This window comes from Photobacterium sp. GB-72, from assembly GCF_003026095.1.
In the GTDB taxonomy this organism is placed as follows: Bacteria; Pseudomonadota; Gammaproteobacteria; order Enterobacterales; family Vibrionaceae; genus Photobacterium.
In genome coordinates, this window is sequence record NZ_PYNV01000003.1 from 204052 (window position 1) to 228503 (window position 24452).

Here is a 24452-nt window from a genome sequence, read left to right on the forward strand (position 1 = left end):
AATAAAAGTATAAATGTAACAATCCCACATCAATAAATCATCCTGATAAATGACTCTCTCCATAATAAAATACAGAACATTTAAATTAACAGGCGACCAATAAAACGCTTCATAAGAGTAATATTTAACTTCCTTATTAATAAATCACCTATTTTATAAATTTGTTGCTTTTAAAAATGAGTTTCATATACAAACAAGTTAGATCAATGTAATAGAAATGATAACAAACAGAGCGTAAGCATATTTATCTATTTTTAATTTTCACAACAACTTATCCAAGGTTTCTAATATGAAAAAAGTAATAATTCATAGCTATTGAGTGATATTCCTCACAATAAGACAAATGATGCATAGTGACGATTTTTTGCTTGTGAACCAATATATTCATATTGCCGTAGAAATTTTTCCTTAATCAAGCAAGGAAGAGGTTTTATATGAAAAAAACAACACTTACATTACTTACAACTGCGGCATTAATCTTAAACGGTTGTGACAGCGATTCGCATGATGAAAATGAGACAAAACAAGCTGAAATGCCTACTTCACAGTTAAGGGTCACGCATGCAAGTGCGGATGCTCCGCTTGTTTCTATTTTAATGGATGGTGATGTAGTTAGTGGCTTATCTAACGTTGATTATCAGCAAGGTAGCCCATTACTTCCTGTTAATTCAGGCAGTCATGATCTGATTGTGCGTGGACTTCTTGCAAACGATGCGACCGCTGATGTGATCACAGCAAACGCAGTAAACCTTGCACCAGATATGCAGTATGACGTCTTTGCTGTAAATAATGTGAATGCTATAGAGCCTGTGATTCTTTCTCGGTCTAATGAAGCCCCTGATGACCAATCTATTCGCGTCGATGTGTTACATGGACACCCCAACGTTGGTGGTGTTGATATTCACGTAACGACCGATCCTAGTATCAGTGCAGATACAATTGCGGTTTCCGATCTCACCTTTAAAGAAGACGATGCAAATCTCCCCGTTACACTTCCCGCTGGTGAATACCGAATAAGGATCACGTTAGCAGGTAACAGTACTGATGCCGATGTAGTATATGACAGTGGCAACATCGCATTAGATGGTGGTAGCGACTTAATGGTCACAGCAGTACCCAATGTAAGCGGTGGTGCCGTTTCTCCTGTCAACCTTCTTGTTGCAGACGGATCAACCGTTAATGTACTGAGAAACACTGGCGAAAACTCAACGGTGCGTGTTGGTCATGCCGTCGCTGATTTAGGTGATGTCGATGTAAGAGCCAGTGGCAATGTTGTGTCTGGACTTGATTCGATAAGCTATGAAACAATTAAAAGCCTTGATTTAGCGCCGAACACTTACGATTTAACGGTTACTCCTTCTGGATCAACAACACCTGAAGCCATTAAAGCTCCAGGCACCCCTTTTGCAGCAGGCTCTGAAACAACCATTTTTGCCGTCGGACAATTTGCCGCTCAATCTATAGAACCTGTTATTATTGATGATGATTTAAGAAGTGTTGCGACATATGCAAAACTAAGAGTCGTTCATGCTAATCCAATAGCTGGCACAGTGGATATTCACGCAGCCCCTACCGGTACAGGATTCTCAGCCGATACTGCGGTATTACAAAATGTGAATTTCAAAGACTCTGCTGTACTTAACGTGGGTGAAGGTAATTACGATTTCGCCGTGGCAGAAGCAGGGACAACCAATGTATTGCTAACAGCGACCAATGTAGCGCTTGCGGGAGGTAACGTGGCAACCGCATTTGCAACTGAAAACGCCATTGCGTTAAACGTCGACAAATAACAACCTTAAAAAACATATCAAAAAGTCCGCAATCTTTTACTACTAGGCGCTAGTAATAAGTTAACTGCGGACTTTTTCATTGGCATTACGCTATCAAAAGCATTGCCTTATACTTACAACGCTGAATTAAACTAATCGTCAATACCGCAATCAGTGCAACTTAGCAGTACGATTTCGTGTTCAAATACACCTACATCGTCACCATCAGCAAAAAGCTCAGCAATTTCTTCTGCTACTTCTTGTTCATCTTCAGCTTTAACTTGATGCGCTAACTCTTCTTCAGAATAACCGTAGAAATTAAGCAATAAATAATCAAGAGCTTCATCTTTTGTACAAGTTACGTTCACCGACACTTCAGGCTCAACGTTATCTTGCGCAATAATCGCAGACGCTTGTGCAATAACATCTTCTTTCATCGCTGCGGTTAACCAACCAAGATCAATGCTAACTGTATTTTTTTTACAGTTAAAACATGGCAGTTTCTGAAAGTAATATTGAAAGTCAGTCATAGATAATTTCTTCTTTAAATGTTGTTTTGCAAGATTATGAGCGTTTTCTAGCAAAATACTAGCGTAACAGGCCATGAATACGTTATATCGTGAGTAGTATGATGAAGTATTAGGCGCGAAATAACCGCTTAATTCATTACTCTACGTCCAAGCCAGATCTTTTCGCTATTTCAGTTTCAAAGCCATCGATACTTTTTTGATTCTTTTTGAGCCAGTATTGCTCTATTCCTTCGACACCTTGCTTTTTTGACCAATTCGCCAAGTCATCACGATCCCCCTCATAGCTAAAATACGGAACCGACATGCCACAAGACGACTGAACAAAATCAATATCTAAGATAAATATTTGTCTAGAAGCGACACTTTCTGGAAATAGCTGCACAAACTGACCCCATTCCTCATCTTTAGTATGTAAGACTTTTGCCTTCCCATATACTCGAAAAATGAGCGGAGCTCCTTCAAATGCACAGAACATGAGTGTCATTCGTGCGTTTTTAATAACATGCGATGCAGACTCATTACCGCTACCTGTTAAATTTAACCACGCTATTTGCTTTGAATTGATGACTCTCAATGAATCACCACCTTTAGGTGACAAATTCACATTACCGCTATCAGCGGCAGTACCAACAAAATAGATTTTTTGCTTTTCGATAAACTCTACATGTTTATCTGATAATTCAGAAAATTGTTTACCCAAAATAGTCACCTTCATATTAAGTATTCAATACTAGAGATCGCGCCAAGTTTAAAACAAACTAGTTGGCTATCCGTTGAGATACAAAGTACATCCTATTATCTGCCGATGAGATCACCTAATTTCATTCAAAATATACTCTAACCCCATAGTCTCACCTTGTTTATCATAAGCACCAGATAAACAATTCATAAAACCGTGTTTATAAGGCATGATTTGAGTCGTTACATTTACTCGATGAAGAAGTACTGTATTCATAGTTAAAACGTCAAAAGAGGCTTCTTTTTTCGGAAAAATAACCGCTGTTGGTACTTTCGGCTCAATATCCACGTGATGACGTATTTGTGAAGGATAAAAGCAAAGAATACTTTTACAATCAGATGCGACTAATTCGGATATTCGCCAAGCAACATTTGCGCCTGCGCTAAAACCTATCAGTACATCAGGCTTATCTTTTAATACTGACTCACAAACTAAAGATAAGTAATCATCATGCCCACAATCTTTAATAAATTGTTCATACGCAGCTTTTTCACTAGAAAATTCGCAGCGAACACCTTGATAAGGGTCAACGATTTTTACACTGTTAGTATGTTGAGCAATAAATGAGGCCATCTTATCTGTGGTTTCACATAAACCAAAAATATCGGTGACAATAATAACCTTCATAAATGCTCCTTTATATAATTAACCCATAGCAGATACTAATAAATATGTTATTAATACTGAAGTGAGTAACAAATAAACTTAGAAACCAACCGTGAAACAATAGAGAAAAGAGCAACTCTTGCATTAAAAACAAAAAGCCAGCCTCAGAGGCTGACTTTGCAATCTCTTATTAAAATTAGTGCTTACAAATACTTCTCTATTGGCAATAACTGTAATAATTCTGATTTCATACGATCCCATTGTTTAGTGTTCGGTTCACTGTCCCATGTTTCGTTACCCGAATGCCAATACACATCGCCATCATCCAGACTTAAATGCCAACTGTTAGTGTCTTGCATTGCGCCCTCTAAGGTCGTAGCCAGCTCTGTGGCAATCTTAGGGTTTTCTATCACCAATAGCGACTCAGTGTTAAGATAGGTAGAACGTAAATTGAAGTTGAATGAGCCAATCGTCGCTATTTGATGGTCAAATACCGCTGATTTAGCGTGTAAACCGTATACCGCATTCGGTGCACATTTGTCGTTATCTTGAATAACAATCTTGCATAACTTAGCGTCAGGCTTTAATTCATATAAATCCATGCCACTTTCAAGCATCTCTTGCCGTCTACCAGCATAACCAGAATGATTCGTCACAAGATCATTCGATGCCATTGAGTTTGTCAGTGCTTTGATCTCCACGCCCTTTTGCGTGAGCTGCTGTAAACCTGCTAGTTGTTTATCATCAAAGACTAAATATGCCGATTCAATAATGATGTCATTTTTTGTATTTTTCGCCAGTGTAGATAAATACTGCGCCGTTGCTTTTGGCTGATCACTATTATCAACATCATCTGGAATAGGCTTATCTGAAATATATGTGGCTTTGGCTCCTATCATTTTCTTTAACAGCGTTGATAAGTGCGTCATGGCTGCCTTCTTGCTTTGAGGCAATGCCGGATAGTTTTTATATTCAGGTACAGGAATAGTGTTAAGCATTAACTGTGGTAGTGGCTTAGCTTTATCCCTTAATAAATCAACTGAATATGCCCATTCACTATTCCAATAATCATTAAAGCTGCGTTGAACATCCGCGACAACTTTTCCACTTGCTAATACATCACGATCACGCAAGTTCAGTTCATGGGAAAGGTCAAAATACTCATCACCAATATTACGTCCACCAACAACAGTAAAAGCACCATCAACAGTGAAAGATTTATTATGCATACGACGATTTAAACGTGAAAAGTCCCCTACAAAACTTATCCATTTGCCAGCATTACGGGTAGGGATCGGATTAAAAATGCGGATATCGATATTAGGGTGTGCATCGAGTTTTGTTAGCAGTGCTTCACGATCGTTTAGGTTAATATCATCAAGCAACACACGCACATAAACACCACGATCAGCGGCTGCGACTAAACGACTCGCTAAATAACGACCAGAACTATCTGAATTCCAAATATAGTATTGAATATCTATTGTATGCTCGGCAGCTTCAACCAAAGCTAGACGTTGCGCCAATGCATCCCAGCCCGTATTTTGCACCAGAACTGCGCTTGGTGTTTGTGGCGTTATAAATGGATTGTGGCGATCGTTTAATGTCGATAACGCACTGGTTAATTTCGGTGTTAGTGGCGCATCAAGATGCTCTGCTTGTTTAGGCAGCGACGAACACCCTGTCAGAATAGTGATAAAAATCACACTTGCACCTATCACTCTATTTATTGACATGTATAACAATATCCTTATTCTGCAAGCCGCGATTCATTCGCTTTTGATTTAATTTTACACCTACATTGCCATTATTTAATAATAGCCAGCAACAAGCTAGTTATCTAAACAGTCAATCAAATACCGTTAAGCCAACCACACTCATTTCACCATAATCTATTTCATGCATTGTTAACTTTTCGTCATCGAACACTAAAAATATTCGGTTTTACTATGTATTACCAAAAGGATTTCGACGAGTACGTGATTATGGTTTGCTGTGTGGTCGTAATAGAAATAGCGTCATCGAGTTAACGCTTCAGAAGCAAAGAGGATTTTATTATCAATCAGCGTGTTAAAATGATTGGTTCACACCAAGGATAACGCTCGACCTCTTTTTCGCATCACCCTTCATGCTATTTCCAATATTTACTTATATAAGGTGGCTTGGGCTTATCCAACACTTCGGATAGGTGTCGGCTGCGCGACACATCCTTATCTGTTATAACACTTTGACTCAAACGCCCACTAGCGCTCTTCTAAGTCTACTTCGGCTTGTTGAGACTTTGAGCTATTAAGTTCCTTTTGTGTTGCCAACTTTTGCCAGTTTGAAATTCCACGAATCATAGTAAGAGTTGCTTCCCAATTTATATTTTTTAAGAACAGCTCTTGTGAAAACTCTTCTTTAAGCTGTTTAATAAAAGAGTCAATCCACTCATACTTATCCCAATCTGAAATGGATATAATTGAAAGAGGCTTAAATTCAACTTCAACTTTGATTGCAAACGCATGGTCTGAAACTGCTAAAAAATCCTCTACACCTAAATATAACTCACTGAATTTCTCAGCTATATAAGCATTGCTACCATCAAACATGGATATTATTTTAATCTTGGCTCTTGGTGTATCAATCAAAATAGTGTCACCTTCAATGCGTTTGATTGTACTGTTCTTCGGGAGAGCAAAATCAAATTGTTGATACAAAGCACCATTACACTCAGCAATAATCCAGTGTTCACCATCGAGCTCACCGCCCTCGTCTTGATCGAGAAAGCATGCCCTTTCGTTCATTGGTTTAGCGAAAAGGTTTAGAAAGCGGTTATTGAGGGCTAGTATCTCTGCATCATTGTGCATGTATCGTTTAAAATGATCATTATCTTCCTTATGCATATAGTTTAAAAATTGCCCACTTAATATATCCAGAACGGAATACTCAACAATTTCCCTTACCAACGATACACTTTTTAATGACGGAATTTCACCTTCGAAGACTTCGTGAACCCGCGAAAGCGGTTCAATATGCCATAGCTTAGCAAGTTCCTCATTTTCGTTGAAAGCAGACTCAAGATAAGAAGATAAGTTGTGAGAGAATCTATACCTAGGAACGTAAACAGGAAAATTCACCTCAGGATCGTAACAGAAGAATCCTTGAATATGCTCCTCTACAGGCTCAACAGGCTTCCACTTTTTGAACAAATATATTGCAACGACTGATGTAAGCACTAACCCCAAGTATAGTGAGGATTTCTCCCCAAAAAAATCTACCGACTCAGATAAGTAAGTTGCAATAAGACTCGCACCAACCGCCGCGACCATCGCGACAGAAAGGAGTTCCACTACATCAGACTTTTTCTTCAGAAAACCTTTTAGCATCAATTATCTACCTAAACCTATTTTCTAGAAATTTTATCATACAACTATTGTGAAATGGACACTTTGGGTTATAACGCCGCATTAAGGTGTGAGCCACGCTACAACGACACTCAACTTGGACGCCGTAGACACTAAACTTGACCCAAACCAAAAAAAGCCAAGCGTGGGGAATCACTCTTAAATTGTTTGTTGAACGAAGCCGCTGTGCGGCAGAGTGAAAACCCATAGCTCGACCACAGCAAATTTTCATTATCCTAATAAATAAAAACATTTATTTTCATTAACTTATTCGCAAAAAAACACTTTTAATTGATTAATTGCTCTCGATAAAAGTAAGAACTGTTTTTAACCCGTCGGATTAAAAACACAACCATGAATAAAGCCCTATATATCAACACAGCTAATGAAATTGAGATAATTAAGAAATTGAGCATTGTCTTATTCTAAAAACTAAAAAAAGCTCTGACTTTCATCAGAGCTTTAAACATGTCTATTTATACTTACTTAAGTTGTAGTGGCAAAAGCAATTACAGTAGACGGTTTCCGTTGGCATCGATGATGACTTCACCATCTTCCTTAATTAGTGGTCCTTTCGGCCAGTTTTCTAGCACGTCTAATACCGCTTCACTAGGACGACACAGTTTTACACCTTTTGCCGTACATACGATTGGACGGTTCACCAATACTGGGTGCTCAAGCATGGCTTCTAGAATCACTTCGTCTGATACGCTTTCATCTAATAAACCGAGCTCTTTAGCTGGTGATTTGCTGGTACGTAATGCTGTGCGTGGGGTTAAATTTGCCGCTGCAAATAACGCTTGAAGCTGAGGTTTTGTCCACCCTTCTTGAATGTATTCAATCACAACTGGCTCATAGCCTGCATCTTGGATAATTTGCAGCACATTTCTTGAGGTACCGCACTCTGGATTATGGTGAATAACAACCATTTTTTTACTCTCCGTGTACTTTTGAAATAGTGTTTGATGGCATTTCGTTTTCATCAAACCAATGGCGAGTACGGTTGGCAAACCATACTAAAGACAACATAACGGGTACTTCCACCAGCACGCCAACAACGGTGGCAAGAGCGGCACCTGAGTGTAAACCAAACAGTGAAATCGCAACGGCTACCGCTAATTCAAAGAAGTTAGAGGTACCAATCATACAAGCGGGTGCTGCAATGTTATGAGCTAACTTCATGCGTTTTGCAGCCCAGTAAGCAATGGCAAAAATCGCATAAGTTTGGATCAATAGTGGAATCGCAATTAATACAATCGCTTCAGGGTTAGCAATAATTGTTTCAGCTTGGAAACCAAACAATAAAACCACTGTTGATAACAAACCAATAATTGACCAAGGTTTGAGCTTGGCTAATAGGTTATCTAAACGAGAATGGTCGTTTGATTTATCTAGCGCTTTACGAGTAATAGCACCCGCCACTAATGGGATCACCACATACAGCACCACTGATAATACTAGGGTATCCCAAGGCACAGTAATGTCTGTCACACCTAGCAAGAATGCAGCAATCGGTGCGAAAGCAAAGATCATGATCAGATCGTTAACGGATACTTGTACCAAGGTGTAGTTCGCATCACCTTTGGTCATTTGGCTCCACACAAATACCATTGCGGTACAAGGTGCAACGCCCAATAAGATCATACCTGCGATGTATTGAGAAGCGGTTTCTGGATCAACCCAAGAGGCGAAGAAAACTTTGAAGAATAGCCAACCTAGAAACGCCATAGAAAATGGTTTTACTAACCAGTTAATCACCAGTGTTAGCACTAGGCCTTTCGGTTTTTTACCCACATCTTTGATCGATGAGAAATCAATCTGCATCATCATTGGGAAGATCATTAACCAAATTAATACCGCAATAACAATATTAACATGCGCGTATTCAAGCGATGCTACTACGCTAAATAATTGTGGAATTGCACTGCCAAGAATAAGACCGGCAATAATGGCAGCCCCAACCCATACGGTTAAGTAACGTTCAAACAGTCCCATTTTATTAGCCTTCTTTTTGGTTTACACGTTGCATTAATTGCTCTGCACTTTCGACACGCTCTGAATAACGATCGACTAAGAAATCACTGTTATCGCGGGTTAGTAGCGTAAATTTCACTAGCTCTTCCATCACATCAACAATGCGGTTGTAATAACCTGATGGCTTCATACGATCGTTATCGTCAAATTCTAAAAACGCTTTTGCGACAGAAGATTGGTTAGGGATAGTCAACATACGCATCCAACGACCCAGCACACGAAGTTGATTCACCACGTTAAATGACTGTGAACCACCACACACTTGCATTACCGCCAGTGTTTTCCCTTGAGTTGGACGAACAGCCCCCATAGATAATGGGATCCAATCAATTTGTGCTTTCATAATGCCAGTCATCGAACCGTGTCGCTCTGGTGAACACCACACTTGCCCTTCTGACCAGATCACAAGATCTCTTAACTCTGCGACTTTGGGGTGCGTTGGATCTTCTGCATCTGGTAGTGGTAATCCTTGTGGATCAAAAATACGGACTTCTGCGCCCATTTTTACTAATAATCGCGCTGATTCTTCAATCACTAACTTACTAAAAGAACGCTTACGTAATGATCCGTAAAGCAACAGAATACGTGGTTTATGGGTTGATTTTGGCGCAACTAAATCTTCTGACGTCGTAACATTGAACTGGTTTTCATCAAGATTTGGTAACGATAAGTCTTTAATTTCCATGTTGTGGCCTATGTATAAATAGTCTTTAACTCTGTCACTAATCGATATGTAATTAGCAACTAGAACAATCTGATTCGAGTCGAGATAAACAGTCTTCTAAATATTGATGACTGTTTTGTGACGATGTTGAAACTATCTCGCTCATCCAAGGTGGTATTGCAGGATTCAGTCGGTAATACACCCATTTTGCTCGGCGCTCATCGACCAACAACCCAGTACGACGTAATTCTGCTAAATGACGAGACACTTTAGGTTGGCTAATATCTAATGCTTGTTGTAAATCACACACACAAAGCTCCCCTTTCAAACTAAGGAGCATAAGTACTTTAAGGCGAGTGTCATCCGCCATGGCTTTGAAGAAAGATAGTGTTTCCATAAATTCACATGCGATTTTTCATATATATGATTTTTAATATATGTAGATCTACTTTTAATGTCAACAGTGAACGAAATGTGAAAAAGGGTTTATTTGATGTATTTAAATCTTCAGGAAGGGAAAGGTGATTGTAGAGAAGTTAAAAGTGGGATATCAGACGATAACCATACCCCACCAATAGGCAGTGGTAAGCGGTTTACTCTATCGTATTACAGTGTTTTTCAATGTAATTATAGCTATGCCCAGCATCTAAACAGCGATCAATGGTCACGAATTCATGAAACGTTTTTACCGCATAAGCAAAGGCTAATAGCAGCGTCACTCTTATCGTGACATCAAGCCAACTCCCCCTTCCCCAGAGTGCTTTATTCTTTGATTTCATAATCCTTTATCCTTTATCCTTTATCCTTTATCCTTTTCTATAGCAGCTGTATAGCGTTCTCGTGATACCTATAACAACACCAAGCCTCTATGGTTTATTGGCAGGCGTTCGTTTGGCTTTTTGATTTAACCAATGGTCACTGTCTATCTGGGTATTCTTTCTTAGTGGTGTTTTTCTCTGGCTTGTTTTCTTCGCAGGCTCTGTCGCATCAGGTTGGCGAGGCTTTTTTGTCCCTTGTTTTTTTATCGGCTTTTCTTCGATGAAATCATCTTCAATAATACTGTCGTCTTCTTCATTTTCACTCTCTAGCATTGATTGATAAGTGTTCAAACGCGTTTTAAGATGAGAGAAATAACTGCCATGTGATTTCTTTTTTCGTTTTCTTATAAAGAGTAAATTAAAGATAAGAAACAAAATCATGAAGGGAACAAACCACAGTACATCGCTAAACATTAAGTTCTCCTCCTTTAAATTTAAACAACGTCATTTGCATTACATCTATTATAACGCAATATTTTCATAAACTTAGAAAAAATTAAAAACGGCTCTAATGTTTAATCAGGCTGAACGTTTATTAACATATGAATAACTCATATTATAGATAAACGGCATAGTGAGATGTTAAAATCATTGATTGTTGTTCGTTAGCATTCATTCTATTGAGCATTGCTGCATCCTAATTTAGACACAACATCATCAAGATTAACAAACTGAGAATACTCATGAAATTGATAACGACACAAAGCATTATTTTAAGTCTTTTTTTACTGGTAGGTTGCGTAACTGAAAGTGTGAGAGTTGTACCCAAAAAAGTCAGTGTAAATGCAGGCATTGGCTTTAACCCGTGTGGGAGTGAAGTAGAAGGTTATCAATTCTCACCGCAAGGCATGATCACGATTTCTTGCGTAAACGGGATGGTCTATTCTGTCCGCAATCAACAAGAGTTAAAAAAATTAAAAGAAAATGTTATCAAGTGTCAAGAAAATGGCATTAATGATTATTCGGTTTGTTTAACTGTTAAAAGAAATAAGGTTAAAGATTAAATATATTCTAAAATTTAAATGTAGATTTGCAGTCAAGATTAATTAATTTTCTTTTAATTTTGAAAAACACCCATATTTTTCTTTATTTTAAAAAACACCTAAAAAGTCAAAAAACTGGCACATTTAACATCAAATACTAATATATATTCGCATTTAATGAATATAAACCCTACCACAATGCATAAATCACATTTTTGGTAACTTTAATTCTATTCCTAACTCTAACTTTATTAATTAAATTGTATATGCTACCGCTAAATTAAACTATTAGGGTTATGCCATGCTATTAAATAAAAAACATTATTTATTAATATCACTTTTTTCATTACCTGCTTTCGCTCAACCCCTTAATTTAAGTAATAATTTAAGTGATAATTCTTCTAATGCAGCAACGAATACGAATAATGTTATTTTGGGCCAAGGTGCTTCTGTTGCGCAAAGTAACAATTCTGTTGCAATTGGTTACGCATCATCAGCAAAAGGGGAATCGAGTGTTGCTGAAGGTTATTCATCAAGTGCTAATGGTAATGCTGCGATAGCTATGGGGATTGCGGCAAAAAGCCAAGGTAATCAATCTGCCTCTTTTGGCTCTAATGCACAAACATACGGCAATAGTTCCTCTTCATTTGGCTCTGGTGCAACCGCAAAAGGTGTTCAAACCGAGGCTTTTGGCTCTACAGCCAATGCTGATGGCAATGCTTCTATTGCCTTTGGCTCTAGTGCTAAAGCCACTGGGTATTCAACGACGTCGTTGGGTACCAGTAGTGTCGCGAAAGGTACATATGCAATGGCTATGGGTACAAGTAGCCATGCTGACGGTAACTATTCAATGGCACTGGGGACTAAAGCGTCAGCGGGTGAAAAAGATATTACTATTGGTAACTATGCGACTGCATCAGGTAAAGCAGGCTCTATTGCGATAGGCAATCAATCTGTTTCTACTGATGGCCAAGTATCATTTGGTAGCGATAAGATCCAACGTCGTTTAGAGCATGTACAAGCAGGTATAGCACAAACAGATGCGGTTAACGTAAGTCAGCTACACCAAGGTATTTCACAAGCAAATAAGTATACTGATACTCAAGTATCATCAACATTAAACCAAGCAAAGAGTTATACCAATACTTCAGCGGCTAACACTTTACACCAAGCTAATGGATATACCGATAATAAAACAGCCGAAGCGGTTAAACAGGCTAACCATTATGCAGATATTGACGCTAATAATGCCGTAAATAAGGCTGACCATTATGCAGATCAAAATGCTACAGCAACACTAAATAAAGCTAATAGTTATACCGATCAACGTTTTGGTGAACTTAGCCAAGATATTAACAAAGTACATAACGAAGCCAATGCGGGTATTGCAAGTGCTATGGCGATGAGTGCAATCCCTTTCCGTCAAGGTTATCACTATACCATCGGCCTAGGTACGGCAAATTACGATAACCAATCTGCAATTGCATTAGGCGGTAAATTTGATGTTGGACAACGAGGTATCATTACTGTTGCTGCATCTGACGACTCAGAGCATGATACAGGCGTCTCTGCTGGTGTCGGTATTGGTTTCTAGGTTAGGCCATCCATACCGAATACCTCGTTAAATGTAACCACGTCCATCCTTTGACGCAATTTACTCGGATGTGCGTGGTTGCCACCACCAGTGATAAAACCGCCTTATTACTGATTTAACATCTTGTAATATTAAATACAATGATGGCACTAATAGTAAGGTCACAACGGTGGCAAATAAAATCCCAAAGGCTAATGATGTTGCCATCGGGATCACGATCTGTGCTTGTAAGCTATCTTCTAATAAAATAGGCGCGAGACCAAAAAAGGTCGTTAATGACGTTAATACAATCGCCCTAAATCGTGCACACCCCGCATCAATAACCGCTTGTTGTAAGTCAACGCCTTGCTTTAATGCTCGATTAATAAAGGTAACTAACACTAACGAGTCATTGACCACAACCCCAGCTAACGCCAAAATTCCAAACACACTGAGTAAATTAAGGGTAAGCCCAGCAATATAGTGCCCAGCTATTGCGCCGATAATACCGAATGGGATCACAGACATAATAATCAATGGCTGGCTATAAGATCGCAGCGGAATCGCCATTAAAGCGAATATAGTGAGAAGAGCCAGTAAAGCATCACGAATTAAACTACCTTTGGTATTTTTTTCATCTTTTGCTCGACCATCTAACGCTATCTTAATATCAGGGTATTGCTGTTGTAATGTATCGAGTTTATTTGTCAGAATATCATTATAGATCTCAGACGGTGATGTTTGTGCTTTATCAACATTGGCAGACACAATCACAGATCGTTTTCGATCAACCCGATTGATGCTGGTATAAGAAGATTCAATATTAGCCGTGGCAACCTCAGTAAAAGGGACAAACTTGCCACTTGGTAATCTCACCTTCATGTTCTCCAAATATCCAATCGTACTGCGTTCTTGTTGCGGATAACGCACCATGACTTTAACCTCTTCATTATTACGCAAAACACGCTGTGCTTCGTAACCAAAAAAAGCATGACGAACTTGGTTGGCTAATGCTGATAATGATAAGCCTAATGCTTCCCCTACTGCGGTTAATTGTAATTTCACTTCTGGTATTGGTGATGAGAGATCATCTTTAATATTTAACGTGCCATCATACTCAGATAACAGTTGTTGCATTGCTTTCGATGCGGCAGCAAGTTGCGTTAAATTTTCGCCTTTTAAACTAAACTGTAAATCACTTTGCTTACGATCAATCGAGGCATCATAGGTAATATTTTTCACTCCGACCAAAGGTGGCATTTGTGCTTGCCATTGTTTTAATATTTCAAAGCTACTGATCGGTAACGTTTCTGTTTTATGGAGCTCGGCTAAGATAAATAAATCTTGCCGATTCGCCATATTCATAAAAGTGTGTTTTACCACATTCACACCCAGCTCTTGATATATTTTGGCATCTGCTTGATACAATGCATCTTCTATTTGAGCCGCAACACGCGCGTTATTTTCATCAGAAGAAGACACATCCATATCTACATTTACTTGAATATAATCAGATGGAAGATTAGGAAAAAAGACCCATCGTAATTGGCCACTTACCACAAGTGCGATAGCAAGCATTAAGATGCCAGAAAACGTCGCTAAGACACTATAGCGATGCCTCGTACACAGGGTAATAAATCGACGATAGTTATAATTTATAAACCGATCGACTGCATTGTTAAAACGCAATTTTAAGCGTGAAAGTAAATGAGGTGTCTTGCTCCGCGGCGTTAAACGCATACGCGCTAAATGTGCAGGAAGGATAAGTTTTGACTCTATCAAAGAAAAGCTTAAACACAGCAATACAATCCATGCGATAGCTTTGAAAAACTCAGTGCGAGGCGCATCCGAAATCAACATGGGGATAAACGCCGCCATGGTCGTTAAGACGCCAAATGTTGCAGGAATAGCGACTTTCTTCGCCCCAGCTATAACGTTATCAATGCCTTGCCCTTTGTCTTCAATTTCACTGTAAACACTTTCTCCCACCACTATTGCATCATCAACAACTATCCCTAGCACTAAAATAAAACCAAACAGCGAGATAAGATTAATTGATACCGCAATAAACGGCGTTGGCATAAACAAAAGCGTACCAAGGAAACAAAATGGGATCCCTAATATGACCCAAAACGCAACGCGTATATCAAGAAAAAGAGCAAGAATAACAAAGACTAATATGCCACCATATAGCATATTGGAAAGCATCATATTCAAACGCCCTTCCAAATAATGTGACATATCTCCCCAGGTGTCGAGATAGACACCCGAAGGTAATTGAGCTTGCTTTTTGGCTATATACTCACTGACTTGATGTGAGATTTTAGTCGCATCTTCATCCGTTAAGTTTCGTACTTGAATAACTGCGGCTCGTTGGCGATTAAAACGATTTAAAACCCTATTTTCAACAAAACCGTCTGAAACAGTGGCGACATCTGATAATAATAATCGGCTACCGTCTGAGCGCGTGCGTAAAACAATCGATGAAAACGCATCACCGCTATACAGTTGACCGTTAGTTCGAACCAATAAATCACCATCTTTAGCTTTAATAATGCCACCGGGTAAATCTATAGATCGCTGTTGAACAACATTCGCGACTTGCTCAAAGGTTAAACCATACTTTCTTAGCGCATTTTCAGAGACATCTATCGCTATTTCATAATCTTTTACGCCTGAAACGACAACGTCAGAAGCACTGCTTTCGAGTAAAATATCGTCTCGAACTTGTTTGGCATATTCTTTTAATTGTCTTTCATTGAGATTGCCATAAAGCGAAATGAACATGACATTACTGGTAAATTCAGCCCGCTTGATCAATGGCGTTTCCATATTGACTGGAAACGTCGTAATGGCATCAATTTGTTGTTTGACATCATCTAGCACTTTCTCAAGATCGGCTCCCGTATCAAGCTCTAAAGTCAATGAAGCCAAGCCTTGAGAAGCGACAGATTCAATCCGCTTGATGTTTTTTACATTATCGAGCGATTGTTCAATTTTAATGTTGATGCTTTGTTCTATATCTTCAGGAGACGCGCCAGGATAACTTGCTGTGATCATAATGCGATTCAAAGCAAAAGCGGGGAAAATTTCTTTATTAATTAAACTAATAGAAAATAAGCCACCTAAAATAACAAGTAACATGAGTAAATTGGCAGCAACATGATTATGGGTAAACCAAGCAATTAATCCTTTTTCTTTCATTGCTATTCTCCCTTATTCACGACGTTAGGATTTACCACTTTTTTATCGGCAGCCATTAGTGGTGAAATATCAGGGGAATAACTTTTACTCATCACCGTTGTAACTTCAGTGCCATCTATTAAGCTATCAGGGCTTATTAAGGAAACTAACTCTCCATCTTTTAGTCCCCCGATAATATAAGCATTTTCTTTATCTGAACGGACTACATGCACCTTTCGAGTTGTGGTTTTATTATCAGCATCAACCACAATAACCTGCTCAGAGCGAACAACGTGGCGCGGTAACTTAATCACATCACTGACTTTTCGCCCTTGGATCTTTGTTGTTACGAATGTACCAAATTGCAAAATAGGTAATGAAAAAGAGGATGTGTTATTAACGAGGGATGTATGACGGTTATAAGGGTCGTTGACTTCTGCGACGAGATAAATCATTCGATTATCTTTATCAATTACACCTTCATTACGTACTAACTGTGCCGCCCATTGAATCACTTTCACTTCGTTATATTGAGATTCTAAGGTGATCTTTGTGGTTTCAAGACGGGGTAAATCAAGATAAGCCATTGATTGCGGCGTGATAGGTAAACGAATTTCAGCCGTTTGAGTACCATACAACTCGCCAATTAACTTACCTTTCGTTACATAACTACCGATATTGATTTCTTTCGCTGTCACTAAACTATCAAAAGGAGCACGTATTTCTGTTTTAGTCAGATTACGTTTAGCACGCTCTACAGCCGCTTGTGCAAACTTTACATTGGCTTCTTCTTGTTTGCGTTGCGGTTCACGTAAACCAAGAGAGGTTTGTTTATTCACAGATACATCACGTAAGATCTTTTTAGCGACTTTCCCTCGCGCAATTTCTTCTTTTAATTTCGCTTGTGCTTGTGCCAATGTCGCTTCAGCTTGAGCAAGATCGGCATGATAGTCGCTATCATCTAAACGTGCTAATAACTCTCCTTTTGTAACGAACTTGCCCACAGCAAAATCAGGAGAAATGTATTTGACCGAACCGACGACTTCAGAGACAACTTCTGCTTTTTGCTTGGGTTCAACAATTCCATATGAACCTACGGTGAGTTGCACATCTTGTTTTTGTATTTTAATCACTTCTAAAACAGGAGGCTGCACTGTAACTTTTTGCTGCTCTGGGCGTTTTTTGGTATTTATCAACAACACTGACGCCACAATAAATATTGCGATAATAACCAAAGGTAGTAATCGTCTTACCATTACATGCATGCTTTTAATCCCTAATCAGCGCATTTCAATAATCAGATCTTGTTTCTATTGTAGAGCATAGATGAATGCTCAAAAGTAGAAACGTAATATTAAACCGTACGTAATAGAGTGTGAGTTTGTTCACTATGTCATTCTTATTTTTGAATATTTATACATCCCATCGTTAATTATGTGATCTATCATTACTACTTTATCTGCACACACCATACTTTTAAAACGTTTAACCCAAGTAATTAAAGGTTGAACTTTACGCATTACAGCCCCTTGAAAATCACTTTCCAACCCTTATTTCTTGTGTAGAGACACCATTTGAATAAACCAATTTACCTTTATTAAAGCTGTAAATCGTACATATTGAGAGAGAAGCTAAACTTTTTTAGTTATGGTTAACTTGTGAAATCAATCAGTTATACACCAACCAACAAAAAGATTAGAAAAACTTATTAAAAAGTATTGACCGCACAATCACGGAAGCATATATTAATTACACGAACTGCCAAATGGAGTTCGAAATGCTAATAGGATTCGCCTTATTAGGGAAACCCTTATTAGTTTTGTTTTTACGGATCTTAGACAGATCCACTTAGTGATAAACGACAACTTTATATACCTTCTGTCGACACTAAGACTATTGCTTATTATTGAGGATAGTTATTATGCGTAATGTAGATTTCACTCCCCTATACCGCCACGCTATTGGTTTTGATCGCTTATTCAACCTCGTTGAAGCAAGCAACAACAAAGCACAGGCAACCGGATACCCTCCGTACAATATCGAGCAAACTGACGAGAATAATTACCGCATTACAATGGCGGTGGCTGGTTTCTCTGAGGATCGCTTAGATCTTACTCAAAATGAAAATATGCTTGTTGTAACAGGAACTAAGGCTCCTGAAGAAAACAAAAATTTTATCTATCAAGGTATTGCTGAGCGTAACTTTGAACGTAAATTCCAACTTGCAGATTACGTAAAAGTTGTTGGTGCAAACTTAGAGAATGGTTTACTTCATATCGATTTAGAACGTGAAGTACCTGAAGCAATGCAACCACGTAAAATTTCTATCGGTAAAGCGGCGACACTGCCAACTGAAGAATAATTTCAACGCTATTAATTAGCCTTGAGTAGATAACATATTTAGAGCTATCACCTTTTTTCGACCTAAATTCGACAGGTTGATAGCTCACTATATTCATCCCCTATCGGGAAATCATATTTAAATTGCATTGATCTTTGGCTTGAAGTCAGCACTTCAACCAACAACATTCTTATCCCCAATAAAATATCGAACATAGTTCAGATAAGAATAACTAATCAATGCGATACAATGAGGAAAAGATTTATGAGTAAAATTATCGGTATTGACTTAGGTACAACTAACTCTTGTGTTTCTGTATTAGACGGCGACATGCCACGTGTTATTGAAAATGCGGAAGGTGAACGTACTACAGCTTCTGTGATCGCATATACAGATGGTGAAACCTTAGTTGGTCAACCTGCAAAACGTCAGGCAGTAACCAATCCTGAAAATACGTTATTTGCTATTAAGCGTTTAATTGGTCGTCGTTTTGAAGACGAAGAAATTCAACGTGATCTTTCTGTTATGCCATACAAAATTGTTAAAGCTGACAACGGCGATGCATGGGTAGAAGCAAAAGGTCAAAAAATGGCGGCACCTCAGGTTTCTGCTGAAGTTTTGAAAAAAATGAAGAAAACAGCAGAAGAATACTTAGGTGAAAAAGTAACTGCTGCGGTAATTACAGTACCTGCTTACTTTAATGATGCACAGCGTCAGGCAACCAAAGATGCTGGCCGTATTGCTGGGCTGGAAGTTAAACGTATTATCAATGAGCCAACAGCAGCAGCGCTTGCTTATGGTTTAGATAAAAAAGGTGGCGATCGCACTATCGCAGTGTACGACTTAGGTGGCGGTACCTTTGATATTTCTATTATCGAAATTGATAACGTTGATGGCGAGCAAACCTTTGAAGTGTTAGCAACCAATGGTGATACACACCTTGGTGGTGAAGATTTCGATACTCGTATGATCAACTACCTTGTTGATGAATTTAAGAAAGATCAAGGTATTGATTTACGCAATGATCCACTTGCAATGCAACGTGTAAAAGAAGCCGCTGAAAAAGCAAAAATTGAGCTTTCTTCTGCACAACAAACAGATGTGAATCTACCTTATGTGACTGCGGACGCTACTGGTCCTAAGCACATGAATATTAAGATCACACGTGCAAAATTGGAATCACTGGTTGATGAGCTAGTACAAGGTACTTTAAGCCCTGTAAAATCAGCACTTAAAGACGCTAACTTGAATGTAAGTGATATCACTGACGTTATCTTAGTGGGTGGTCAAACACGTATGCCACTAGTACAGAAAACCGTTGCTGATTTCTTTGGTAAAGAGCCACGTAAAGATGTAAACCCTGATGAAGCTGTTGCTATGGGCGCTGCAATTCAAGGTGGTGTATTAGCGGGTGATGTGAAAGATGTGCTTCTTCTTGATGTAACACCATTATCCTTTGGTATTGAAACCATGGGTGGTGTGATGACAGCATTGATTAATAAGAACACCACGATCCCAACCAAAGCTGAACAAGTGTTCTCAACGGCGGAAGATAACCAAAGTGCGGTCACCATTCACGTACTACAAGGTGAACGTAAGCAAGCGATGCACAATAAGTCACTTGGTCAATTCAACCTTGAAGGTATTCAAGCAGCACCTCGTGGTATGCCACAAATTGAAGTGACATTCGACTTAGATGCTGATGGTATATTGAATGTATCAGCAACCGATAAGGCGACAGGCAAAGCACAAAAAATCACGATTCAAGCATCAGGTGGTTTAACTGAGGCTGAGATTGAGAAAATGGTTCAAGAAGCTGAAGCGAACAAAGACGCTGATATGCAATTTGAACAACTGGTCACAGCGCGTAACCAAGCTGACCACATGATCCACAGCACACGCAAACAGTTAACTGAAGCAGGCGATAATTTACCAGCAACAGATAAAGAAAGCGTTGAAGCAGCTATCTCTGCACTTGAGAGTGTGAAATCTGGCGATGATAAAGACGCCATTGAAAAACACACTCAAGCATTGATGACTGCAGCACAAAAGCTAATGGAGCATGCCCAAACTCAAGCGAACACTCAGCAACAAGCTGATGCTCAGAGCAATGCAAAAGACGACGATGTTGTAGATGCAGAGTTTGAAGAAGTGAAGTAATTACTCACGATAGTTTGCTATCATTGGTAGCAATCAATCGCAATGAATAGAGACGGGCGAAGAGATCAACATCTCTCGCCCTTTTCTACAATAACAACAGACAAAATGTAAATCTAATTTGGCTAACTATCTGTGCCTTTAATCGTTGATTACGCTTAAATCAGCTATCGTTTTTAGGTATGATTAGCAAAGAATATTCCAGATAGTTATCTCAGTTGAGATAAGAGGTGTTACTAATGTCAAAACGTGATTTTTATGAAGTTCTAGGTGTCGCCAAAACGGCATCAGAAAAGGAAATTAAAAAAGCGTACAAAAAGCTCGCAATGAAGTTTCACCCAGACAAAAATCCGGATGATCCAACGGCTGCAGACAAATTTAAAGAAGTAAAAGCAGCTTACGAAATTTTAACCGACAAAGAAAAGCGCACAGCCTACGATCAATTTGGTCATGCTGCGTTTGATAACCCAGGTATGGGCGGTGGACATCATGGTGGCGGTCATCACGGTGGTTTCCAAGGTGGCGGTTACGGTGATTTTGAAGATATTTTTGGTGGCGCATTTGGTGATATGTTCTCAAATGCTCGCGGTGGTCGTGGAGGATTTGGTAGCCGTCATTCCACTCGCCCACAAAAAGGCGAAGATCTTCAATACACCATGGAAATTGATTTAGAAGATGCAATTAGCGGTGCATCTCGTGTTATTGATTTACCCGTATTTGAAGGCACAAGCCAAGTAAATAAAAAGCTGAATATCAAAATCCCTGCAGGCATTGAAGATGGCGGTCGAATTCGCTTAAGTGGTAAAGGTCACCCTGGCATCAACGGTGGCCCGCAAGGTGATGTATTTATTCAAATGAATATTCGCCCTCATCCACGTTACACGCGCGAAGGTAATAATTTACATTGTAAAGCGACTACCGACTTTGTGACTGCTGCATTAGGTGGCAAGATTGAAGTAAATACCTTAAATGGTGCGATTAGCCTTAAGATTCCTGAAGGGACACAAACCGGTCGTAAATTCCGCCTAAAAGGCAAAGGAGTCACAGATCGTAAAGGCAACACTGGCGATTTAATTGTTCAATTAGTCATTGAAACACCACAAAACCTAAGTGAACGTCAAAAAGAACTACTTGCCGAATTTGCTGCTGCATAAACATCATTATCGTTCAGGTTTCCATAATGATTCAGCTGGTAGGATAGAAGTAGACAAGATACGAGGGCTATAACCAATACGGGGAACGCATGACTTGCTGAGAAGGCAGGGCTTAAGCACCATGATTGGTTATAGCTATCAACAGTATTCAGGTCACTCGCTCAGGACATCATTATGGATAATGCGGTCCGTGACCAAAGTCATCGTAAAGCTGAATAGAACGGAAAAGCACTCACCATTGCCGTGGTAGTGATGGATAGACTCAACGGGCAGTAATTACCTGCTGAAGTCAGTATCCAATCTAATCGCTTTTTTATATCGCGCTTTTTGTGAATAACTGTAAATTTAAAACCCTTATGACAACTATTAAACAGCTTTCCTTAGCAGTAGCAATCGCTGCATTATTTTCCTCCAGTACAGTATTTGCCACGCCTAGCAACGATGCGGCGAACACCATGCCTGATAGTGATTACTATGCGGCAACACAATACAAAGAAGCAAAAGCTCCACTCAATAACTTTGGTGCTATCGACGTAAAAGTCAATATCCCAGAAAATGTGCAAGTGCCTCCTGCTCCAGCAGAAGCCGGCGGTGCGAATGGGATCCCACAAACTATGGTACAGAAGTGGGCTCAGACAGGCGTATTCCCACCTAGTCTTAAAGCACGGGCGTTCATTTTAATCGATGCCAATACTGGACAAATTATTGCATCCAACAATGGCAACATGCGTATGGCCCCAGCCAGCACCACGAAGTTAATGCTAATGTACATTGTTGAGCAAAAACTGGCTGACGGTGTAATCTCACTTGACTCAAAAGTACTCGTACCAGAAGTCGCGTGGCGCACTGGTGGTTCAAGAATGTTCTTGAAGCCCGGTTCTTATGTGTCAGTGAAAGATCTTATTCAGGGTGTGATTGTTGAATCGGGGAACGATGCCGCTGTAACACTGGCTAATTACGTCGCGGGATCGCAATCTTCATTCGTTTCGATGATGAACGCAACGGCAGTGAAGTTAGGTATGCACAATACCCACTTCACCACTGTTATGGGTCTGCCAGCACCAGCACATTTCTCAACCGCTTATGATCTTGGTCTTCTCGGAGAGCACATCATGAACGACTACCCTCAATACTTTCATTTTTTCAGTCAGAAGTATTTTGAATACAATCATATCCGCCAACCAAATTTCAATCGCTTATTGTTCACTTATCAATATGCGACGGGTATGAAAACGGGTAGTACAGAAGCCGCTGGGTACTCTCTGGTAAGCTCTGCTCAAATGCCAGATAACCCAATGAAGTTGGTTGCGGTTGTTCTGGGCACGCAATCACTGAATGATGTCGCAGCGCAAAGCAAAGGGCTATTCAATTATGGCTTCCGCTTCTTCAAGCAAGACACTTTATATGCAGCAAACAGCAAACTTTCTGAACAACACGTTTGGGGAGGACAACAAGATAAAGTCTCTTTAGGTCTTGAGAAGCCATTAACCTTGGTTCTTCCTTCAAGTGTTGATGAAAAAGGTCTGAAAACTGATCTCCAATTTGACCATGACATCAAAGCACCGGTTGATAAGGGTGAAAAGTTAGGTGAAATGACTGTCACTTATAATGGCAAAGTTATTAAAACCGAACCACTTGTCGCGCTCAACAGTGTTCAGCAAGGCGGCTGGTTCACCCGAATCTGGGCTAGTATCTCAATGTACACCCATAACTTGCTAGCATCTCACGGGCTGTAGACTCAGAAAATTAGGCGGGGTTTGGATTATAGAACAAACACTCGGTGGTAAATAAAAACGACGTTGTGATAATTGTCTTTTTATTTTCCCATGACGGAAGTACACTCCCGTCTTAATAGCCATCATACTAATAAAGCCAATATTTTAGTCGAAATGAATAAGGTATTGGCTTTTTGTTTGGATAATCATTATGCCTACTTTTAAATCGAAATATCCCTTAGCAAGGCTAGCGAGTATTGTGTTATTAAGCTTATCAACAACAGTATTTGCTAGCATCTCGGACATCAACCGCGCAGTAGAAAACAGCCGTCATTTAGAACCAGGTGAAACTTTTGTACTCGATCAACCTTGTAAATTATTTAATAACTACGAGCATAAAATCTATCACTGTACAGCCATGATTGGCCCATTATCACTGATTAAAGATCAACAATTAGATGCCATTAAAAGTGATAACGAGCTACTTTATCGTGATGTTGCTTTTGTGAGAAAAGAAGATGGTCAACCCGTGTTCCGTCTACTTCCTCGAGCAGCGAAAACGCCAGAACAAACACCGCCAATATCATCAAATGAGTCATCAGAACAATCAGCAAAAAAACAATTATCACACGTTGGTTTTCTTGCTAAGTAGCAATTAACGCAGCACTTACAATAAACATTGTTTCATTGTATTCTTTTTCTTGTGTGATTATGCGTTAAAAGCAACTCATTATTTTAAATCGCAGTTAGATATTTTTTCTAACTGCGTATTTTTAATCCGCTTATAGAAATTAGTTATG

The 24452-nt window shown here is 39.3% G+C and carries 21 protein-coding genes; 8 read left to right on the top strand and 13 right to left on the bottom strand.

The features are described 5' to 3' along the window. Positions 1-434: 434 nt before the first annotated feature. A complete protein-coding gene (locus C9J40_RS06310) occupies positions 435-1790 on the top strand; it encodes a DUF4397 domain-containing protein (protein WP_107246201.1) in 1356 nt (451 codons plus the stop codon). A gap of 131 nt (positions 1791-1921) precedes the next feature. On the opposite strand, the gene C9J40_RS06315 is transcribed toward C9J40_RS06310, so the two are convergent. The 11 genes from C9J40_RS06315 to C9J40_RS06370 form a co-directional block, all read right to left on the bottom strand. Next, positions 1922-2299 carry a hypothetical protein gene (locus tag C9J40_RS06315; RefSeq protein ID WP_107246203.1) on the bottom strand — a complete coding sequence of 126 codons (378 nt, stop codon included), beginning with the start codon at positions 2297-2299 and terminating at the stop codon, positions 1922-1924. Positions 2300-2435: 136 nt separating this feature from the next. Further along, entirely contained in the window at positions 2436-2999 is a 564-nt protein-coding gene (locus tag C9J40_RS06320) for a pyridoxamine 5'-phosphate oxidase family protein (protein ID WP_369918800.1), read from the bottom strand. A 111-nt stretch (positions 3000-3110) separates the two neighbouring features. Further along, complete coding sequence (locus C9J40_RS06325; RefSeq protein WP_107246204.1) at positions 3111-3665, bottom strand: dienelactone hydrolase family protein; 555 nt, start codon at positions 3663-3665, stop codon at positions 3111-3113. Between the two features lie 182 nt (positions 3666-3847). Continuing rightward, the gene (locus tag C9J40_RS06330) at positions 3848-5380 is read right to left on the bottom strand and encodes a phospholipase D family protein (RefSeq protein ID WP_107246206.1); all 1533 of its coding nucleotides are present in this window, start codon (positions 5378-5380) and stop codon (positions 3848-3850) included. A 507-nt stretch (positions 5381-5887) separates the two neighbouring features. Continuing rightward, positions 5888-7012, bottom strand: coding sequence for a hypothetical protein (locus tag C9J40_RS06335; protein WP_107246208.1), 1125 nt, complete (start codon positions 7010-7012; stop codon positions 5888-5890). Between the two features lie 527 nt (positions 7013-7539). Beyond that, the gene (gene arsC / locus C9J40_RS06345; RefSeq protein WP_045130602.1) at positions 7540-7959 is read right to left on the bottom strand and encodes an arsenate reductase (glutaredoxin); all 420 of its coding nucleotides are present in this window, start codon (positions 7957-7959) and stop codon (positions 7540-7542) included. Between the two features lie 4 nt (positions 7960-7963). Then, complete coding sequence (gene arsB / locus C9J40_RS06350; RefSeq protein WP_107206699.1) at positions 7964-9025, bottom strand: ACR3 family arsenite efflux transporter; 1062 nt, start codon at positions 9023-9025, stop codon at positions 7964-7966. Between the two features lie 4 nt (positions 9026-9029). Next, positions 9030-9749, bottom strand: a complete 720-nt coding sequence (arsH, locus tag C9J40_RS06355; RefSeq protein WP_107246212.1) for an arsenical resistance protein ArsH — start codon at positions 9747-9749, stop codon at positions 9030-9032. Positions 9750-9801: 52 nt separating this feature from the next. After that, positions 9802-10125 (bottom strand): metalloregulator ArsR/SmtB family transcription factor, encoded by a 324-nt coding sequence (locus C9J40_RS06360; RefSeq protein ID WP_107206700.1) that lies wholly within the window; start codon positions 10123-10125, stop codon positions 9802-9804. A gap of 196 nt (positions 10126-10321) precedes the next feature. Next, a complete protein-coding gene (locus tag C9J40_RS06365; RefSeq protein WP_107206701.1) occupies positions 10322-10507 on the bottom strand; it encodes a hypothetical protein in 186 nt (61 codons plus the stop codon). An 87-nt stretch (positions 10508-10594) separates the two neighbouring features. Beyond that, positions 10595-10960, bottom strand: a complete 366-nt coding sequence (locus tag C9J40_RS06370) for a hypothetical protein (protein WP_107246214.1) — start codon at positions 10958-10960, stop codon at positions 10595-10597. A gap of 269 nt (positions 10961-11229) precedes the next feature. Here C9J40_RS06370 and C9J40_RS06375 point away from each other — a divergent pair, with 269 nt between their 5' ends. Both C9J40_RS06375 and C9J40_RS06380 read left to right on the top strand, forming a co-directional pair. Beyond that, positions 11230-11550, top strand: a complete 321-nt coding sequence (locus C9J40_RS06375; protein WP_107206703.1) for a hypothetical protein — start codon at positions 11230-11232, stop codon at positions 11548-11550. Positions 11551-11830: 280 nt separating this feature from the next. Beyond that, complete coding sequence (locus tag C9J40_RS06380) at positions 11831-13123, top strand: YadA-like family protein (RefSeq protein ID WP_107246216.1); 1293 nt, start codon at positions 11831-11833, stop codon at positions 13121-13123. A 60-nt stretch (positions 13124-13183) separates the two neighbouring features. On the opposite strand, the gene C9J40_RS06385 is transcribed toward C9J40_RS06380, so the two are convergent. Together C9J40_RS06385 and C9J40_RS06390 are read right to left on the bottom strand one after the other, a co-directional pair. Then, a complete protein-coding gene (locus tag C9J40_RS06385; RefSeq protein ID WP_107246218.1) occupies positions 13184-16306 on the bottom strand; it encodes an efflux RND transporter permease subunit in 3123 nt (1040 codons plus the stop codon). A 2-nt stretch (positions 16307-16308) separates the two neighbouring features. Beyond that, the gene (locus C9J40_RS06390) at positions 16309-17550 is read right to left on the bottom strand and encodes an efflux RND transporter periplasmic adaptor subunit (RefSeq protein ID WP_107246219.1); all 1242 of its coding nucleotides are present in this window, start codon (positions 17548-17550) and stop codon (positions 16309-16311) included. A 656-nt stretch (positions 17551-18206) separates the two neighbouring features. On the opposite strand from C9J40_RS06390, the gene C9J40_RS06395 reads away from it, so the two are divergent. The 5 genes from C9J40_RS06395 (at position 18207) to C9J40_RS06415 (ending at position 24304) form a co-directional block, all read left to right on the top strand. After that, positions 18207-18647, top strand: coding sequence for an Hsp20 family protein (locus C9J40_RS06395; RefSeq protein WP_107206707.1), 441 nt, complete (start codon positions 18207-18209; stop codon positions 18645-18647). Between the two features lie 243 nt (positions 18648-18890). Further along, entirely contained in the window at positions 18891-20786 is a 1896-nt protein-coding gene (gene dnaK, locus C9J40_RS06400) for a molecular chaperone DnaK (protein WP_107206708.1), read from the top strand. 236 nt (positions 20787-21022) lie between these two features. Next, entirely contained in the window at positions 21023-21937 is a 915-nt protein-coding gene (locus C9J40_RS06405; RefSeq protein WP_107206709.1) for a DnaJ C-terminal domain-containing protein, read from the top strand. 356 nt (positions 21938-22293) lie between these two features. Beyond that, positions 22294-23673, top strand: coding sequence for a D-alanyl-D-alanine carboxypeptidase family protein (locus C9J40_RS06410; protein WP_107206799.1), 1380 nt, complete (start codon positions 22294-22296; stop codon positions 23671-23673). A 190-nt stretch (positions 23674-23863) separates the two neighbouring features. Beyond that, the gene (locus C9J40_RS06415; protein ID WP_107206710.1) at positions 23864-24304 is read left to right on the top strand and encodes a hypothetical protein; all 441 of its coding nucleotides are present in this window, start codon (positions 23864-23866) and stop codon (positions 24302-24304) included. The last annotated feature ends 148 nt before the right edge of the window (positions 24305-24452 follow it).